The organism is Clostridium simiarum, assembly GCF_018919175.1.
GTDB classification, from domain to species: domain Bacteria; phylum Bacillota; class Clostridia; order Clostridiales; family Clostridiaceae; genus Clostridium_L; species Clostridium_L simiarum.
The window spans coordinates 183489-203688 of sequence record NZ_JAHLQL010000002.1 but is presented as its reverse complement, the minus strand read 5'-3'; the positions used below and the strand labels follow the sequence as shown (position 1 = coordinate 203688).

General features: G+C 30.7%; 15 protein-coding genes. 2 read left to right on the top strand and 13 right to left on the bottom strand.

Going from position 1 to position 20200, the window contains the following annotated elements; all coding sequences use genetic code 11:
• Positions 1 to 14: 14 nt before the first annotated feature.
• The 5 genes from KQI89_RS08920 to KQI89_RS08900 form a co-directional block, all read right to left on the bottom strand.
• Positions 15 to 1307: a PTS sugar transporter subunit IIC gene (locus KQI89_RS08920; RefSeq protein ID WP_216456815.1), complete on the bottom strand. Its 1293-nt coding sequence runs from the start codon at positions 1305 to 1307 to the stop codon at positions 15 to 17.
• Positions 1308 to 1550: 243 nt separating this feature from the next.
• Positions 1551 to 2252 carry a GntR family transcriptional regulator gene (locus KQI89_RS08915; RefSeq protein ID WP_216456814.1) on the bottom strand — a complete coding sequence of 234 codons (702 nt, stop codon included), beginning with the start codon at positions 2250 to 2252 and terminating at the stop codon, positions 1551 to 1553.
• 201 nt (positions 2253 to 2453) lie between these two features.
• Positions 2454 to 3521: a PTS sugar transporter subunit IIC gene (locus KQI89_RS08910; protein ID WP_216456952.1), complete on the bottom strand. Its 1068-nt coding sequence runs from the start codon at positions 3519 to 3521 to the stop codon at positions 2454 to 2456.
• A gap of 206 nt (positions 3522 to 3727) precedes the next feature.
• Positions 3728 to 4576, bottom strand: coding sequence for a DNA-binding domain-containing protein (locus KQI89_RS08905; RefSeq protein WP_032120508.1), 849 nt, complete (start codon positions 4574 to 4576; stop codon positions 3728 to 3730).
• A 4-nt stretch (positions 4577 to 4580) separates the two neighbouring features.
• Positions 4581 to 5867 (bottom strand): sensor histidine kinase, encoded by a 1287-nt coding sequence (locus KQI89_RS08900; RefSeq protein ID WP_216456813.1) that lies wholly within the window; start codon positions 5865 to 5867, stop codon positions 4581 to 4583.
• A gap of 271 nt (positions 5868 to 6138) precedes the next feature.
• Between KQI89_RS08900 and KQI89_RS08895 the strand changes: the two genes are divergently transcribed.
• Both KQI89_RS08895 and KQI89_RS08890 read left to right on the top strand, forming a co-directional pair.
• Complete coding sequence (locus tag KQI89_RS08895) at positions 6139 to 6699, top strand: RIO2 family protein (RefSeq protein WP_216456812.1); 561 nt, start codon at positions 6139 to 6141, stop codon at positions 6697 to 6699.
• Between the two features lie 136 nt (positions 6700 to 6835).
• The gene (locus tag KQI89_RS08890; RefSeq protein WP_216456811.1) at positions 6836 to 7186 is read left to right on the top strand and encodes a CGGC domain-containing protein; all 351 of its coding nucleotides are present in this window, start codon (positions 6836 to 6838) and stop codon (positions 7184 to 7186) included.
• Between the two features lie 111 nt (positions 7187 to 7297).
• Here KQI89_RS08890 and KQI89_RS08885 read toward each other — a convergent pair whose 3' ends face one another.
• The 8 genes from KQI89_RS08885 to KQI89_RS08850 all read right to left on the bottom strand — a co-directional run bounded on the left by KQI89_RS08885 (position 7298) and on the right by KQI89_RS08850 (position 20185).
• Positions 7298 to 9988 carry a transglutaminase-like domain-containing protein gene (locus KQI89_RS08885; RefSeq protein WP_216456810.1) on the bottom strand — a complete coding sequence of 897 codons (2691 nt, stop codon included), beginning with the start codon at positions 9986 to 9988 and terminating at the stop codon, positions 7298 to 7300.
• 4 nt (positions 9989 to 9992) lie between these two features.
• On the bottom strand, positions 9993 to 11417 hold the full coding sequence (locus KQI89_RS08880; protein ID WP_216456809.1) for a leucyl aminopeptidase: 1425 nt from the start codon (positions 11415 to 11417) through the stop codon (positions 9993 to 9995).
• A 168-nt stretch (positions 11418 to 11585) separates the two neighbouring features.
• Complete coding sequence (locus KQI89_RS08875; protein ID WP_216456808.1) at positions 11586 to 13583, bottom strand: alpha-amylase family protein; 1998 nt, start codon at positions 13581 to 13583, stop codon at positions 11586 to 11588.
• Between the two features lie 77 nt (positions 13584 to 13660).
• On the bottom strand, positions 13661 to 14509 hold the full coding sequence (locus tag KQI89_RS08870; RefSeq protein WP_042439031.1) for a carbohydrate ABC transporter permease: 849 nt from the start codon (positions 14507 to 14509) through the stop codon (positions 13661 to 13663).
• The gene (locus KQI89_RS08865) at positions 14509 to 15408 is read right to left on the bottom strand and encodes a carbohydrate ABC transporter permease (RefSeq protein ID WP_216456807.1); all 900 of its coding nucleotides are present in this window, start codon (positions 15406 to 15408) and stop codon (positions 14509 to 14511) included. Before KQI89_RS08865 ends, KQI89_RS08870 begins: the two co-directional genes overlap by 1 nt.
• Before the next feature lie 131 nt (positions 15409 to 15539).
• On the bottom strand, positions 15540 to 16862 hold the full coding sequence (locus KQI89_RS08860) for an ABC transporter substrate-binding protein (RefSeq protein WP_216456806.1): 1323 nt from the start codon (positions 16860 to 16862) through the stop codon (positions 15540 to 15542).
• Between the two features lie 66 nt (positions 16863 to 16928).
• Positions 16929 to 18692: an L-fucose isomerase gene (locus tag KQI89_RS08855; protein ID WP_216456805.1), complete on the bottom strand. Its 1764-nt coding sequence runs from the start codon at positions 18690 to 18692 to the stop codon at positions 16929 to 16931.
• Between the two features lie 23 nt (positions 18693 to 18715).
• Positions 18716 to 20185 carry a rhamnulokinase gene (locus KQI89_RS08850; protein ID WP_216456804.1) on the bottom strand — a complete coding sequence of 490 codons (1470 nt, stop codon included), beginning with the start codon at positions 20183 to 20185 and terminating at the stop codon, positions 18716 to 18718.
• Positions 20186 to 20200: the final 15 nt, after the last annotated feature.

The following is a 20200-nucleotide window of genomic DNA, read 5'->3' as shown; positions in this document are numbered from 1 at the left end:
TTTACTCTCCCCTCCTATTGGATTTCGCTTTTTTCTTTTTCTAGTTGTTGTTTTTCAAATACCTTGAAGAATGGATAATAGATAACAAAAGATATTATAAAATTAATTACCACAAGCACACCTGCCATGATACTCCAGTTAGTACTCATAACTGCCGCTAAAGGAGATGGCATTGTGAAAGGTAATCTTGCCATCATCATAGGAATAACTCCTGTGACAGTTAAGAAATAAGATAAAACTGCCATTACCATAGGCGCTAAGATAAATGGAATAGCTAATATTGGATTCATTACTATAGGAGCTCCAAAGATTATAGGTTCATTTATATTAAATAATCCTGGTAATAAGGATAAGCGTCCTAAGCTCTTTAAGTATTTTGATTTTGACATTAAGAACATTATTACTAAAGCTAGAGTAGCTCCGGATCCACCAATCCATAAAAACCATTGTAAAAATTGCTCTGTAAATAGATTTGGTAAATTGTTAGCAGAAACTCCGTTAGCAAAAGCTTGCATATTTTCAGCAATAGACATATCCCATATAGGTCTTATGATGGGTCCTAAAATTGCAGGTCCATGAATCCCTAAAGTCCAGAACATTGTTATTAAAAATACTGTTAGTAATCCGCCAAATAAACTGTTTCCAGCTAATACACCTTTTAATGGTGAAAGTAAAGTACTCAATGTAGCACTTATATCAAACTTTAAGAAGTGTCTAATTACCCAAAATAGTAAAATTACAACAAGAGTAGGTAATAATGCTGAGAAAGAATTTGATACCTCTGGAGGAACTCCCTCTGGCATCTTAACAGTGATATTTTTTTCTTTCATCCACCTATAAATTTCTACAGCAATCATCGATGTTACTATGGCTCCAAATAAGGAACTAGAACTTAAGCTTGCAATATTAATGTATCTTCCAGCACCTATAACGCCATCTACGGCTTTTTCTACATGTACAGGAACTACAGTAGATATTAAGAAGGCTAATACAGCTAGAAAACCTGAACCTACCTTGTCCAAATCATAACTGCTAGCTAAAGCGGCTCCCATTCCATAGGCAGCATATAAAGATAGAATCCCCACGGTAAATCTAAAAGGAATATCTATTATTGCTTTGTATGGGGCTATAAATTCTGCATAGCCTGGAATAGGAATGTTTAAGAATATTACAAAGAACGATCCCACTATAGTTAGTGGAAGAGTAGATATTATACCAGTTCTTATTGCTCTCATATGTCTTTGCTGACTTATCTTTAAAGCAACTGGCATAATTTTTTCTTCAAGGAATTTAATAAACTTATCCAATGATTACACCTTCTTTCTTAAGATTACATTAATATTATAACATTATAATGTTATAATGTAAACATTTAATTTAATTTTAGAATTTAGAAAATTCATCATAGTATTTCACGGGAAAACAATAGTTAGCAGTCACATTTAAATCCTTTACACATATTAAAACTTATTAGCTAGGGAGGTGATGTTTTATATAGAATATATCGTTGTTTTAAGCTATAAAAAATAAGTGAGGTTATGCCCCACTTATTATATTTCATATTTTATTATATAATTATGAACCTTAGTATTATATTTTGCATAGGATAATTCAAGCACATTGTTGTTACTATCCATAGATTTTCTCTTTCTACCTAAAAGAGGCTCCGAACCTAATTGTAATCTTGCTAAAATATCTTCTTTTGGATAATCTATAAAAAATTCATCTTGAAATTTGGATATGTAAAGCTGGTTATTATGAAGAAGCATATATAAAGAAGCATCGTTATCTATAGTATCCTTGTCTAATTTAAACTTATAAGGAATATAATGTTCAAAATAAATATAAGGCACATCATCTAAATAATATATTCTGATTATTTTATAGCACTTTTCACCAAAGTATTGGTAAAGCTCAGAATCCTCTTCATTAAAAACTGCTGTAACTTCTTTAATTTCCTTTCTTAATGAATATCCTTCCATCTTTAATATACTTGAAAAAGATTCAGCTTTAGATAGCTTATTGAATATACTATTACTTAAAACCGTAGTTCCTCTTCCACTTTTTTTCATTACATATCCTTCAGTTTCTAAAAGCTCAATAGCCTTTCTTATAGTAATTTTACTAACCTTAAACTCTTCTTCTAATTCAATTTCAGTAGGAATAAAATCTCCAATTTTATATTCCCCTGTTAAAATCTTCTCTTTTATTATCTCCATTATTTGGATGTATAAGGGTGAGTTTTTCTGCATTACAATCATCCTTTTCTTAATATATATATTTATAAAAGATTAACTTATATAATTAAATAAAATTATATACTATTTCTATAATAATAGACAATAGTTGTGCCTAATAACCCTTAATTACCCAAAAATGTTTATATTATAGAAGTAGCTACTTTTAGAGCAAAATAAAATGCGAGCCCAAAGGACTCGCAAGAATTATATAATTTAAGCAATTACCTGTTTTTTATTTTTAAGTTCTATTTTATCACTTTCTTCATCGGTTGTACCATCACTTAGTTCTTGATCTTTTACAAAGCCCTTAAATACAACTGACCCTAAAAGTCCTGCCACGGTTCCCCCTAATATTGCAAAGAAGATTGCTAAAACTACCTTTATGGGATCATTAAAACCAAAGGGAGCTAATAGTCCTGGTATTGGGGATGCTGTCCCTGGTGCATTATTCACTATATTAAAAAATGCAGCCGAAAGTCCGGCAAGTCCACCACCTAATAAATTTGAGCAATATATTGGTATAGGATATTTTGTTACAATATGAGCTTGAGTTAATGGTTCCAGCATAACAGCTATTACATTACTTTTTTCTCCAAGTTTTAATTTTTTAAATATAATGCCATTTGTAAATGAACCTCCAACACAGGCTATAGCCGCTATTCCCATAGCTAATCCTCTTAATCCTATCATTGCAGTTAATGCCATTGAGCTTAATGGTGATGTACATGTTACCTTCATTATTCCACCTAACAAAAATCCCATTACATATGGAGATTGCTTAGCTGCTGTTGATATCATTTCTCCTATATTAACTAAAGTTGAGTTTACTACTGGATCTACTCCTAAAGCTATAAGTCTTGCTAAGGGTGCTATTGTAAGTGCTCCCACTATTGTATCTAAACCTTCTGGAAGCTTCTTTTCTATAATGGGCGCTACAAGTCCTACTATATATCCTGCCACAAATCCTGGAAGTATTCCATATCCTCCTAATGCCACACCTGCCGCTACCGCATATATAGGATTTACTCCCATGGATATTGGAACTAATATAGCCGCTGCAACTCCCCCCATAGACCCGGAGCTTTCTCCTACCTTTCCTAAAAAGCTTATGCTTAAAAAGTCGCCACTTATATATTTGTGTATTGCTTCTACAAGAAAAGTAGCTACCGCTGCATTTGCAAGTCCTGACATAGCTTTGCTTCCTTTTGGTGCCTTAAAGCTAAATAGTGAAAATAAGCCTAATGTAAATAGTAAGAGCCCTATACCCTTTAATATGTCCATCATAAAACTCACTCCTTTAAAATTTATAATCTAAATAACCTCAATTTATTGATTATTCTGATTGTAATGCTTTACCTTCAATAGGTTTCAAAGAGTTTCAAATTAGTATTTATGATGTCCTATCAAATATTCTTATAGCTTCTATTCCTTTTTCAAATAGTTATTATCTACAACATTATTTTTCCCTATTTAAAGCCCCTGTAAGACTAAAAGTCCTTGATATAATAAAATATTCCCTGTAAGAATTTTTTCACATTAACTTTTCCTCTTTCCTTACTTTTACCCCTTATGTAATCCATTTCTTTTTTAATATCATCAAAACTGAATAAGGATGTTGAAAACTCAGTAAAGGTTTCATTCATATAATCTTCTATTCCTAAATTAGCTAAATTATTCATAGCTACAAAGGCTGTTCTCCTTATCCTTTGTTCTGTAGACTTAGGTTTACATGAGATTTTTTTAAAAAATTCGTTTAAAGTGCTTTTATCTAAAATCCCCTCATCTCTCACCATATATGATAAAGCTTTTATTATATCCTCTTCTCCCCCTTCACCTAATATACCTATTCTTTTCATTATATCCTTAACATTATCTTGAATAGATACCTTTGGTGGAGCTTGCATTGTATCCTCCCTTACATTCTCTACTTCAAATAAGGTTTGAATTTTATTTAATTTTTCCCGCATTAATATATCATTTATTACTCTAGATAAAACTGCCTTAACTTCAATGGCATTTATAGGTTTATTTATAAAAAATTCTATTCCACTAGCATAAGCCTTTTCTATCATGTCTTTTGATGTTACTTGAGATATCATGATGAATCTTATGTTATTATATCTACAATTTATTTCCTTAATTAATTCTATTCCATCTTTACCTGGCATTAATAAATCCACTATTATTATATCTGGTTTTTCTTTTTCTATTAAATTAAAGACTTCTGTACCATCTAAACTTCTATTCTCTATCACCTGACCTATTTTCTCATGCTCTATTATCATAGTTAATATCTTATGTATATTAAAATCATCATCAACTATAAGTATTTTCATTTTCTCACTCCTCTAATATACCTTTAGGAATCAAAATAGTAAATTCTGTTCCCTCACCCTTTTTAGAGGCAATACCAACAGTGCCCTTCAGCCTAACCTCTATTATCTCCTTTACAATGCTAAGACCTAATCCTCTATTAATACTTCCAGTTTCAAAGTTTATTTTAGTGGAAAACCCTGGATTAAATATGTAATTAATATCCTCCTTATCAATTCCCTGCCCATCATCTCTAATGCTAAAAACATGGTATTCATCCTTTTCCTTATTAACTAAGTCATGACTTAAATATATATTTCCATCATCTTTTTCTATGGCATCTATAGCATTATTTATGATATTTCTAAATACGGAAATCAAATAATAATGATGTATTGTCTTAAAATTCTGTCCTTTATCTATATGTAATTTTATGTTTTTATCTTTAAGCACTGGTGTCATCATTTCATTTATAAGATCTACAACATCATAGTATTCCATAATACTATGTTTTACTCTATCATCTGTTATTTCTATAACACCTCTAGCTATAAGAGCTATTTCCTTCTTTACCTCATGTATGTCCTTAGCTATACCTCCTGCCGCCTCTTCCCAATGAGGATACTTATTAAATGACTTTATTTCATTATACAATTTGTAGGATTTACTCATTACTACTTCCACATTATCCATAGTTTTTTCCATTAAATATATTTCACTTTTCATTCTTGAAGTAGCCATAAGAAGATTCATATACCGAGCTCTATGCTCTTTTTTTAATAGTTTTACACTATATCTATCCATGAGATTTAATATAATCCATATAAAAAAAGACCTTATTACAGCCACTATAGATAACCCTATGTATACATTTATTCCTATTACTTCTTTTAATAAATAGCTTCTTACCGCCATTTCTACTATATTAGCGAAAAAGTCACATAGTATAGTATAGAAAAAAAGTCTGTTTATGTTTTTTATTCTCTTATTAAACAATGTATAAAAAAGAATATAGCTAATATAAAATATAGTCTCTGGAAAATAATTAATTAAACCTTTATTTAAATAATAAAGCTCTCCTCCACAGTTTAAAAAATATGTAAAAGCCCTTAAAACACAGACAAAAATCCCACAAAGTACACTAGTCTTTAGCTTATCCTCCATATCTCCTTCATAAAAAAATATTATTAAAGCTACTATACCAAAGGATACATTAAAATTTTCTATAAATATGCCCATATAAACTTGAGAAAAAAGTGCCGACAAGGCAGCTATAAATATTATCTTTCCTTTTCTTTTAAGAGTCTCCTCCATAAAATCCACCCTTTAATATTATAAGTAAAATCAAAAAATTCTATCTATAAAATATTTCGACATTTTAATATAAAAACCTTTACTATGACTAATTCTTTGTTATATAAATAACAAATACTCTTTATTATGTTTCCCTATATTGATAAAATCTTTAATCTTAGATTTTTTACACAATGACATTTATTTAACTAATTATCTCTTACCCTTTCTTTTCACCACTCTTTCACTTATGTAATATAATATAATACTGATGATTAACCGAGGTGAAAAAATGAATAGTTCTAAGAATAATAAATATTTAGGAGTTGATTTAAATCTTTGTAAATTTATAGGTAAAGGCTATGAAGGAAAAGTATACCTACTTCCAGATGAAAAAAGAGTTATTAAAGTATATAAATCTCCTAAAGGATGTAGGGGTGAAGCCAAAATACTACTAAGTGTAGACAATAATCCATACTTCCCTAGGATATATGCCTATAATAATATTTGCATGATAAGAGAATATGTCCCTGGCATTTGCATTACAAAATATCTAAAAACCCATGAACTCTCTAGAAAGCTAGCTATAAACATAGTTAAACTTATAGAAAGCTTTAAATCTGAAGGTTTTAAAAAATTAGATATAAGATGTGCCCATATTTTTGTGCAACCTGATGAAAGTCTAAAAGTAATAGATCCCAGAAGAGTTTTTGAGAAAAAAATCAGCTATCCTCGAAGTATATTAGAAACCTTAAAAAAGTCAGGACATCTTCAACAATTTATGGAAATATTGAAAGAGGAATACCCTGAGTTGCATAAGAAATGGGGCCATAAATATAAAAAACATAGATAACTTTTATTCATTTTTTATCTTTCATTACCTTATTAATTTAAAAAGGATAAATATTATTTTACAATAGCTATTATGGAGTATATAATGATATGGTTAGGAATCACTGCAAGATAATTTCAAAGGGGGAATAACTCATATGAAGATAGGTATACTAGTAAACGAAGATACAGCTAATAGGTGTACAGGAAAAGGCTGTCTAGACGCCTTTTATAAAAATAAGGATTCTTTTGAAAGATATAAAGATGTTGAGGACATAGAACTTATGGCATTTACCCACGATGGAGGAGATATAAATAGAAAGATTGAAAAAATGATATCAAATGGAGTAGAAGTTGTTCATCTTTCTAGTTGCATGAGAGGTTCTTCAAATAATTATGAAAAACTTGCTGATATACTATCGGAGCATTTTGAAGTAGTTGGCTATACCCATGGGTCTAAAGAAGGTAAAAAGAATAATACAATTAATTTAGATAAAAAAACAGTTTAATCTTATAGGTTTATCATTACGATAAACCTATTTTTTTATATATTAATTTATATGGTTCTACCTCTTAGGCAATCCCTTTTTATAGACACACCTAAGAGGTAGAGTTTAGAATTAAATCATTCTAATAATAAGTTCTGCTGTACCTACATTATATCCATTAGTGGCATAGATTCCATTTATATACTTTCTTGAATCTTCTACTTTTTTTGACCCCTCAGCAATTAATATCAGTGGAAGTTTGTCTGGATCTAGGTACATTCTTCTAGCAACGGTATCTACATTTTCTTTAAAATCATCAAAATAAGTTTTAATACTTGGTATTAATTCATAAACCTTTTGCAAAGTCTTATTTTTAAGTGCTGAGCTATCTTTTACAATAAATATTATCTTGCATTTTATATTAATAAAGTCTTTATGCCTCTCTATCATTTCATTTAATATATGCTCTGTTGGTTCACTACCCTCTTCTATCCATATAATAATGCTTTTTTTATCCTTTACCAACTCAGATAAACTCACTAGATTATTACTCTTATCCCTAATATTTAAATCTTCAATATCGTAATTTTCTACCATATCTGATATTTTTGCATCGCGAAGAGTTATATCTATAGATTTAATTTCATCATTATTTACCTCAAAAACATATTTCTTTATAAATACACTTCCATTCGGTAATCTATTTGAGGTTAAAATTCTATAATATCCTGGTTCAATGTTTACGCTAATTTTATCTTTACCTTGTATATCTTTATTTAGAGTAAGAGTCTTATATATTCCATCTTTTAGTACTGACATGGTCCAATTTTGAAAATATTTTAATTCTGATTCATTAGCATTATTAACTATAACCTTTGAAGTTATTACTTTAGATTCATCTTCTATTTTTATAAATACCTTATCATAATATTCTATAGATAAATCAGTTTTATTTATTCTTGCAGGTATCCCAAGACTTCTGCATATAGCAACAAATAAGATTTTCTTAGATATAAGGCTTCCAATGCCAGTTTTAAGCAAAGCTACAGGTGGAGTATATAGCTCCTCATAATCAAAATCTTTAAGTTCTATAATATGTTTTTTAATATAATTCCATATTTCTATAGGTGTTTTTATAAAACTTTCTTTCAAGGAACCATTAAAGTAATTTATTATAAACCCTCTATAATCGGTTAATGCTTCTAAATATATCCTAGGACAAATCACATATTTAAAGTATATTTCTTTAGGATAATCTCCTGAAAATTTGATTGCATGATTAATATGTGAATTTAATATATTAGCTTTACTATCTATATAATCTTTTTTGGGTAGGCACATTAATAAATTTATAGCCTCTTCAAATTTATTATTATTATAACTACAATTTAAAAATTCTAAAATTTCATTATAATTCCCCATAGAATATAATAATATGTCCTTCACCTTAGAGTTGTACTCTTTTGAATAACTTACACCATTACCTTTTGTATTAAGTTCTTCTATATTATCTATACCTTTAATAAATTCCTGATTTTTTTCTATATTATCTATTTCTTTTATAATATTTTTTGTAATCTCAGTATTTTTCTCTTCTCTAATTTTATTACAATTTTCTAATCGTTTTTTATGCTTAGACTTTTCATCATCAGTTATATTATAAGATATTCCTCTTTTATCAGAAGGAGGAATTATATTTATATCTTGTTCCTTTACCTTTTGTTTTTCAGTGTTTTCTTTATCTATTTCTGATATATCCATTTTCTCTTCAGTATAACCAAAGTCATCTGCATTAAAAACTACTTCATCTAAATCTTTTGTATTAACTACTTTATAAAAAAACTTATTATCCTTTACTAGGTGAACTACTATAGTACCAGCACCAATATTTATATTAGCAGTACCATTTTCATCAGTATTTAATATAGCTATAGGAGTAAATTCGGAGTAGTTTAGTATCTCAATTCTTACCTTTGCACCACTTATAGGTTTATTTTTTGAGTCTACTACCTTAATAGAAAAGTTTTTTGAATTAGCATATTTTCTAATATTATTTATGGTAGTCACTGCCTTATTCTTTGAAATTACATCCTCATCTTTAAAATACTCCGAGAATATTCTACTATGGATTACCATAGCCCTAGAGGCTGCCGATGTAAACCAACCTTTATCTAACACTGGCTCTGGCTCACAAGCTCCAAGATAATGCCACTGACCATCACACCATACTTCCACCCAAGCATGATTATCATCACAATGCGCCCACCTTGGGGTGTATATCTGTCTCGCTGGAATGCCTACACTACGAAGAGCTGTAACTGTAAAAGTTGACTCTTCTCCACATCTTCCATAGCCGCACTTTAATAGAGTCATTGGAGATGCTGTTCTTTCATCTGTAGACTTATAGGTTGCTTTCTCTGCACACCAATAGTTAACTTCTAAAATTGCTTCGTACATACTTTTATTTTCTAATCTGTGATAAAGCATATCGTAAAATACTCTTCTGCAATCTTCTATTGCTTCATTGTTTACACGATAATGAAGCACATAATTTAAAAATATATCTTCAGGAATTTTATCTCCCCAAGGTGTATTTTCTCTTAAATATATGGCATGTTTAACATACTCATAATAAACTTCAAAATCGTAGCTTGCCATATCACTTAAATTCATGGAAGCATATAAGTATTTCATTAAAAACTTTTCCTCTTCGTTACATAATGAGATCTTATAAAGTATCTCCCCTTCTTTATCACCACACATTTTTAATACATTATTAAATCTAGAGTTTACATATTGCTTAACCTCACTTGTATATACCATATACTTACTCCTTTTCATCAAATAAATAATACATAGATGTTACTCCTGCTCCTGTAGCTCCTTTAGCTTGATATTCATAAAGGGGTGTGTCTACCCAAGCAGTACCTGCAATGTCTAAATGTATCCATGGTGTGTTTTCAACAAATTGTTCAATAAAAAGTCCTGCTGTTATAGTTCCACAATAACTTTTACCAATGTTTTTTATATCCGCTATATCACTTTTTATCATATCCCTATGCTCATCACATATAGGAAATCTCCAATATTGTTCACAAGATTTACTGTAGGCTTCTTTAAATTCTTTAAAGAACTCATTATTATTTGTTAAAACTCCTGCAGTGCTAAAGCCTATGGCATTAACCACAGCTCCTGTTAATGTTGCTATATCTATAATCTTAGTGGCATTTTCCTTTTGAATAGCATAGGTTACTGCATCTGCTAAAATAAGTCTTCCTTCAGCATCTGTATTTAAAACTTCAATGGTTTTTCCAGCCATAGAATTAATTACATCTCCAGGAATAAAACTTTCTCTTGAAATTCTATTTTCGCAGGCAGGTATAATCCCTACCACATTAGCCTTTATCTTATTTTTTGCCAAAGAGTAGATTGCACCTACAACAGCAGCTCCACCTCCCATATCTCCCTTGATTCCTTCCATGGAACCTGAAGGTTTTAAGCAGTAACCTCCAGTATCACAGGTAACCCCTTTACCTACAAGAGCAGTAATATCTTTGCTACTAGGATCTTGTAAATATCTAAGTACAATAAGCCTTGGAGGATTTCCACTACTTTTTCCTACTGTATAAAAAGCTTCCATACAAGTGTTCATAATGTAATTTTCATCAAAAACTTCTACCGTTACTCCCGCAACCTTCCCCATGTCAGCTATTTTTTCTGCCATGATTATAGGGGTAAGCATATTTGCAGGGGTATTAACTAAATCTCTGGCAAGTATAACTCCCTCTGCAATATTTGATCCTAGTTTTATTTCCTCCATTATACTTTCTTCATCACAGCTTTCATAACCTTGAAAAAATATATTATATTTCTCTTGTTTTTTTGATGTATTATATCCCTTAAATTTATAAAGTCCTAACTTTACTCCTAAAACTATCTCACTTACGCACCTAATATCATATTCTTTCAAAAATGTGGATATATCTAAAGATACATCCTCTATGCTGTATTTTTCAATCTGTTTTATACTATAAGCTACAATATCCTTAATCTTTTTAAAGCTAAATTTTGAACGTTCACCAAGTCCCACATACAATACTGGAACATTATTTTCTTCAATAAAAGGGATGTTTGTTTTATATTTCTTATTAAAAATTTTTCTAATATTTAGTGGTAGAGTATTCATGTCTTCATCTTCATAAACAAATGCAATTTTAAAAGCACATTTTTTAAAATTGTCTACACTTATCATAAAATCACTCCTACTGAATTTTAATAATTAACCTTTTTCAATTAATTTTATACAACTAATTTCAAAGAATCTAATTTTTATAACTAGAATTTAAAAATCTACATGTTATAAGTAAGATTAAAAAATTATATGCGATAACATTTAATTATCGCATACCTATTTTACAAATTAATACTCTATTGAAACCATCTTATGTCCTTCTATCTTATCTAATTTAAATGCTATATAATTATTAGTTTTTTCAAAGTCTATAGATTCTAATTCAGGTACTATTTTTACTGATTTAATATGTCTTTCTCCAACATATACTTTAAAATCTACGTTATAAAGTGGAATAACATCCTCTATTGTATAGATATCTTCTGAACGTTTTTCAGTTATATAGTGTAAAATATGAAGGATATCCCTATTATTTTCCTTTTGTCTATTTAAAGCTGTAATCATAGTAGATGGTCCATTATGATCAATAAGCTTATCCTCTAGAAGCATTTCTATAGCATCTTTCATAACTAACTTGCACCATCTAGCACAATTTTTGCGATATATCTTAAATATAGGGTGGGAAAAATATATAACATTTCCTTTTTTAGTAGCTGCAGGATATCCAAGCTTCCCTGATGAAGGTGTATGTTGATGTGAGCAAAAAGTTTTACCCTCTCTATTAAAATAAGGCTCTACAGAATGCATTAAAACTTCTGCATCATTAACTTTATTTTTAGCTCCTCTTAAATACATAACATATTCTTCTTTGTATAAATCTTTCCCTATAACATCATTTGGTAAAATAAAATCTCTATAATATGTTGATTCACCTTCATAAGAAATTCCATATAGGCTACTCTCTTTGTTTTTATCATCTATTAAAGATTTATGAGTTCCAATTACCTTACCACCATTTTCCACATAATTTAAAAGTTTCTTCTCTAATTCAGGCATAAAGTTTATATCATCTGGCAATATAATAAGCTTATATTTATCAAAATCAAATCTACTATCTATTATTTCAAATTGGTAGGATAATTCTTGAAGCATTCTTACTGTACCTATTAAAGCAGCTGGAATACCTAAATCGTGATCACGGAAAGAATAAAATTCCTCAGGTGTTAGTACTGCTATTTCTGATACTGGCTCTGCCCCTATGCAATAATTTTCTTTTTCTTTTACCTCCTCATAAACAGAACCTATTAAATCATAAGCCCCTTTAGACATTTTTCCACTAGGATGAAGTTGATCTCCTATAGAGCATCCTGCTCCTAAAGCTAACATATTAAAACATTCAAATTCTAATGCAGCTTTATTTTTTAGAGAATGAAAGTCTCCCCAATAAGTATGAAATTTACCTGTCATACCCATTATGTCTTTTCCTAAATTTCTAGCATACCTAACTGTTGCTGGAAAATGATCATAACCCCAACCTCCACTTGGCAAAGATTCTAATTCTAAATGGGTATATTCTTCTAAACTTTTTTTAGAATTAGGTCCTATATGTGAGCTATTATAAAATATACTTGCCTTTGGGACTCTAACCTTTATAAATTCAGTAATTTCCTTTTTAAACTCATCTAACATCACTGTAGAATATTCAATTCTACTATCTTTAACCTTTGGATCAAATCCTAAATCTTTCATCTTTTCAACACAGTTTTTACAATTACAGTCCACTTTAAAAAGGATGTCCATGAAGAATCCATCTATATTTTCTACACCTACAACATCTATAATATCTTGTAGATGATCCTTAAAGTATTGTCTGTATCCGCTATTTAAGCAAATAGTATAATAAAAATGAGGTTTTGGTACTCCTTGACTGTTAATAAATTCGCCATTTTCATCTATGGCTAGCCATTCTTTATGAGTTTCAGCAATATGCCCATCCCATTGAACAGTTGTATAAATTGGTACCTTAATATCATTTTCATGACAAGCTTTAATTTGATCTATCAATAAATTATTATTACTTAAATTAGGATGTATTAAATCCGGTGTATTTTTAGAAGGGTAATATAACCATCCATGATGACACCTTGCAAAACAAGTAATAGAATTAATATTTGCTTTTTTTAAAGTTGATACAAATTGTTCCTTGTTAAAATCTTTAGCTATACCTTCTATGTATTCACTGGTATGAAAGTCTAAATGTACTTGTCTATATCTTAATTGATTCATCTGAAAATCCTCCTATATCCCTATATAAAACATAATCTATTATCATATCTTAATTGTAATTTTTTATTCCGTAGGATTTACTCCTTTACTGCACCTGCTGCCAGTCCACCTTCAACCTTTTCTTGGAATAACAGATATATTACAAGTGGTACCAATACTGTAATTACTATTGCTGCCATTAATGGTCCGTATTCAGAACCTCTCTCGCCACTAAAGTTTAAGAGCCCTAATGAAATTGGCTTTAATCGATCATCATTTATAAATAATAGTGGGAATAATATATTATTCCAAGCTCCTAGAAAGTTAAATATTGATATAGTAGATATAGCTGGTACTGATAATGGCAATATAATTCTAGTGTATATTTGAAAATATCCTGCACCATCTATAATAGCTGCCTCTTCTAAAGATAAATTAATTCCCTTCATAAAATTCGTCAATACAAATATACTAAAAGGAAGGGAAAATGCCACATAAAGTAGAACAAGGGCCACTAAATTATTCTTAAGTCCTAATCGTCCAATTAAATAGGAAACAGGAACAAGTATAGTATGCATTGGTATCATCATACCTAATAAAAAGAACATTGAAAGATATTTATTTATCTTAAAGTCAAATCTAGAAAGTACATATGCAGCCATGGATGATACAATTACAAGAACTATAACTGTAGCCATTGAAATCATAATACTATTTAAAAAATATTTGCTCATATTAGCTTCTTTCCATGCTACTATGTAGTTTTGATATCTAAAAACCTTGGGTAAGCTAAATGGAGCACTAAATATTTCATTATTTTCTTTTAAGGATGAAATTATAGTAAACAACATCGGGCATATAAATACTAAGGACATTATCCCTAGAAATGTATATAATCCCGCTTTATTCTTTATCTTTTTATTTGGATTATATCTTTCTTTTTTCATTATTTAGCCTCCTCATATCGTCTTCTTTTATCCATAATAAAGTTACTACCAATGGTTAAAACCAAAGCAATTACAAGTATAATTACTCCTATAGCGCTACCAACACCATAATTATCATATCTAAATGCCTGATAGTACATAAGTGTAGTCGGAAGATTTGTAAGTCCATTAGGTCCTCCCTCTGTCATTACAAAAATAAGGTCAAATACCTTTATTGTTCCTATTATATCCATAAGTATGCACATACTTAGAATTGGCTTAAGCATTGGAATAGTTATGTGGAAAAACTTTTTAACAGGATTTGCTCCATCAATATCTGCTGCTTCATAAATTTCTTCTGGTATAGTTGTAAGTCCTGCAATTAATATAACCATATAATATCCTATACCAGCCCATATATTTACAAATATTATAGTGTTCATTGCTGTTGTCGGATTTATAAGCCATCCTTTTGCAAGGTTCATAAGTCCCATAAGTTCTAACATTTTATTCAAAGAACCATTTGGCATGAATATAAAGTACCATAATAATCCTACTGCTGTTAATGGAAATATAGTTGGTATAAAGTACATTACCTTAAAAAATCTATATCCTCTACATTTGGTGTTTATAGCAACGGCTAGTAGCAGTGCTATAGGTGTGTGGAAAAGCACACTGAAAAACACCATTTTAACCATGTTTTTTAGGGATAATATAAATGCAGGATCTTTAAATACGGAAATGTAATTTTTAAGCCCTACAAAATTTATAGGTGTTCCCATAATTCCTTTCCAATCAGCGGCTGAAAAATATAATGCTCCAAACATGGGTATAATAAGAAATAATATGTAAATTAATAATGCCGGTACTAAAAAAAGCATTATTTTAGATTTATCCTTTTTACTTTTTAATTTAATCAAATTAATTTCCCCCTTTTTAAAGGTAGTTCCAGAGATTTATCTCTGGAACTTTTATAACTGATTTATTCAAATTTTTAAAATTTATTTAGATTATTAAGCTTTTACTTTAGTTATATTTATCTAACCTTACCTTATTTAGATTTATCTACTTCTGATTGTATTTCCTTTGCTGCTTCTTCTGGTGTCTTACCTATAAACATACTTACTATAGAGTTTCTAGTTCTATCCTGCATGGATGGAAGTGGATCAAAGTCAAATACGTCTACTGCTATTCCTGTAGAAGTTGCGCCTAGATCTACGTTATCTAAAAATAGTGATGAAACCTTTGATTTATCAATTTCTATATCTTTTCTTGGAATAAGGAATTGTGATTCTTCTGCAAATCTTTTTGCAGCTTCAGCAGAAGTTAACATCTTAAGTAATTCAATAGTATATTCTTTTTCTTTACCTTGAAGTTTACCATTAACCATGTAAGGGCTTAATATTTGCATATCATCATTTTTAAATTCAGGTTTCTCTTCAAAATAAGGGAATTTAGCAACTTTTATGGATTCAGTATACTCTGTTTCACTTGGATTTGTAAATTTACCTAAGTTCCAAGGTCCTGTAATAATCATAGCAGCTTTTCCTTGAAGGAATTCTGTTAAAACTATATCATCGCTAATACCTGCAGCATCTTCACCAAAAGCTTTCATATCATTTAATTCTTTTACAAAGCCTAATGTTTTAACTACATCTGGATCTGTCCATTTCATATCTCTAGATCCTAATTTTTTTGCTGCTTCTGTTCCCATATACTTGTAAAATATTTGGTCATGAAGGTGACCTGCCATATATGTAGTTTTAGCTCCAAGTGCTATTGGTGTAACTTTTTTATCACTTAATTTTTTTATAGCTACTTTAAATTCGTTCCAAGTTTCTGGGAACTTCTCTATACCCGCTTCTTTGAACAACTTTTCATTGTAGTATACTCCAATAAGCCCTGACTCCATAGGAATTCCATATGTACCTTCATAGCCTTGAACTTGATAGTAGCTAAGAGCTCCCTTAGTAAATCCTTCGCCCCATTTTGGATCTTCTTTTAAAATTGGATCCATATTCATTAATAATCCACCTTTAATATATTCTCCAAGATTAGCTACCCCTTGAATTCTGAATATATTTGGAAGTGTCCCTGATGCTAAATCTGTCTTTAACTTATTATTGAAAGATGATTCATCTCCTTGAGATTCATCTACAACGGTTACATCTGGATGCTTTGCTTCAAAATCTTTTACAATATCTTTATATATTTTTACTTGAGTTGATGTACCTGCCATTCTAGTTAAAAGTCTTATCTGTACCTTATCTCCATCTTTTTTCCCAGTATCTGTTCCCTTACTTCCTTTACTTCCACATCCTACTATTCCAATACTCATTGATACTGCAAGTAATAACGCTAATGCCTTTTTCATTTTTTTCCCTCCATCTTTTTATTTTTATTAAGGAATATATGCTTTTATTAATATTGTAGATTTATTTTATTTGTATAATGGACCATAAGCTTTACAAGCTCTATAATCAGCACTCTCTATATCTTTAGTCCCGAAAGCTGCGAAGCTGTGAGGTCTAAATATATCCTTATCATCAATATTATGAAGTGAAACTGGTATTCTAAGCATGCTAGCTAAGGTTATTAATTCTTTACCTATATGTCCATAACTAAATGCTCCATGATTTGCTCCCCAGTTTTTCATGACACTATATACATCTTCAAAACCTTTTGAACCAAGCCTTGGAACAAACCATGTTGTTGGCCAGGTCTTATCTGTTCTTTCATCTAATATTTTGTGAATATCATCCTGTAGAGTCACAGTGTGTCCCTCTGCAATTTGAAGCACCGGTCCTACTCCATGAACCAAGTTTAATCTGATTAATGTAACAGGCATTTCACTTTGAGTCTTAAAATGTGATGAAAATCCTCCACCTCTAAAGTATCCAAGATTCGCTGGACACCAATCTGTTGCTTCTAAGCACGCATTAATATCATTTGCCTCCATATCCCACCATGGTTTAATGCAATCCTTACCATTTTTGTCTTTTGAAAGCCCTACTGCATCTAGTGCAGCTGCTCCTGAGTTAATTAAATGGATAAATCCATTTTCTGCTCTACCTTCTAATTTTTTTCCTGTAACTCTTAATACAGCCTCTGGACTCCAATAAGTTCTTACATCTGCAAATATACTAGCAGTTCCAGTTAAAAGCTTTCCAAAAACCATAGAAACCGCATTTAATGTATCGTTTTCTGTAGCTAATATGGTAGGCTCTTTTTTACCATTCCAATCAAAGGAAGAATTTAAAATAGCTTCTGTAAAGTCTCCATTTGGTAGCCAATCCGTCCACATTCTTTGTCCTTGGAATCCTCCTGCAATAGCATTTCGTCCCATGGCTTCTTCATGAAATCCTAATTCTTTTAACTTTGGATTACCTAACATAATGTCTTTGCAAACTAAGGTCATCTTAACTACAAATTCCCATTCCTCTTTTTTCTTTTCAGGGGAACGTCTTTTATCCTCTGGATTTAAATCATAGCCTTCTTTGCAATTTTCCTGTACCCACTTAATTGCTACATCATATTCTTCACTATCATAAATCCCATTATTTATTCTTCTTAATATTTCAGTCATATCAACCCATTCAGCTCTTATTCCAAGATACTTTTGGAAGAATTCTGGATCACAGAAGGACCCCATTATTCCCATAGATACTGCGCCTAAATTAACATAAGATTTATTTTTCATAACTCCTACTGCTATAGCACATTTACCAAAACTTAAGATCTTTTCTTTAACGTCTTCTGGTATTTCTTTATCATCTAAATCTTGTACATCTCTCCCGTATATAGAAAATGCAGGTAGACCCTTTTGAGCATATGCTGCCATTACTGCTGCTAAATAAACAGCTCCAGGTCTCTCTGTTCCATTAAATCCCCATACAGCCTTAATGGTAAGTGGATCTAAATCCATAGTCTCACTTCCATAGCACCAACAAGGTGTTACAGTTAAAGTCGCACAAACGTTTTCACTAGAAAACTTTTCAGCACACTTTGAAGCTTCATAGGATCCTCCAATAGTGGTATCTGAAATCACGCACTTTACCTTGGTTCCATCTGGATACACTAGATTTTCTTCTAAAAGCTTTGCTGCGGCCTTAGCCATATTCATTGTTTGCTCTTCGAGGCCCTCTCTTATGCCTCCCCATCTCCCATCAATAGTAGGCCTTATTCCTATTTTAGGATAACTCATATTATCTCCTCCTATAATTCATCTTACGCCTTCTCAATTATACCTTTATATATAATGTAGTTATCATCCCAAACTTTATTTTTACATGGAATATATTTATCTGTACCAAAAGATTTCTCTACTATATCTCTTCCCTCTTGAAGGTTTTTAATCTCTCCTTGAGCAATTAATTGAACAACTATATTTCCTATAGCTGTTGCCTCAATTGGACCTGCAATTACTTCAAGTCCTAGAGCATCTGCAGTCATTTGACACAATAATTTGGACTTAATTCCACCACCCACCATATGAATGGATTCATACTCTTCTTCTGTACATTCACTTATCTGTTCATAGGTGTATCTATACTTGTATGCTAAGCTTTCATATATACATCTTACTATTTCTCCATCACTTTTTGGTATATACTGTCCTGTACGCTTTGCATAATCTTGAATCTTTAATGGCATATCCCCTGGCATTTGGAATTCGTCTGAGTCAACATCTATAAAACAAGTAAACGCATCTGCTTTATCAGCAATTTTTTCAAGATCACTATAGGTATAATTTCTTCCTTCTTTTTCAAAGTGTCTTTTGCTTTCTTGAATAAGCCAAAGTCCTTTTATGTTTTTTAAGAATCTAGTGGTACCATCTATACCAGTTTCATTAGTAAGATTATACTTCATGGACTTTTCATTTATTAAAGGTTCCTTTAATTCAGTTCCCAAAAGTGACCATGTACCACAAGATATAAAGATAAATGGTTTTTTAGATGGTACAGCTACAACTGCACTTGCAGTATCATGGCCACATACTGCAATAACTGTTTTTATGTTTATACCTAGTTCCTCTATTAACTCTTCCTTAATAGGACCAATTTCTGTTCCTGGTGAAATAATTTGAGGGAATATATCTTTATTAAAGCCAAGCTTATTTATAATATAATCGTTCCACTTCTTATTATATGGATCAAATATCTGTGTTGTTGAAGCTATGGATTTTTCCGCTCTTTTCACACCAGTTAAAAGGTAATTAAATAAATCTGGCATCATGAGCATTGTTGTGGCTTCTGAAATAGTTTTATCCTTTTTTAAATACTCATAGTAAAGCTGGAACAAGGTGTTTATTTCCATAATTTGATTTCCAGTTAAAGTATAAAGTTTATCTTTTGTTATATCCTTTGCTACTTCGTCTATCATACCTAAAGTTCGTGTGTCTCTATAATGAACTGGATTGTCTAGTAGATTTCCATCCTTATCTATAAGCCCATAATCTACTCCCCAGGTATCAATTCCAATGCTGTCGTATCCACCTTCAGCCTCTCCCATCTTCATCCCTCTTTTAATTTCATCAAATAACTGAGGCAAATTCCAATACATTATATTATGTTTCATAATAGCTGTATTTGTAAACCTATGAATTTCTTTAAGTTCAATTTTATTTCCATCAAAGGATCCCAATATGCCTCGACCACTAGAAGCACCTAAGTCAAAAGCAAGAACATTTTTTAGCATCTATGCTCCTCCAAT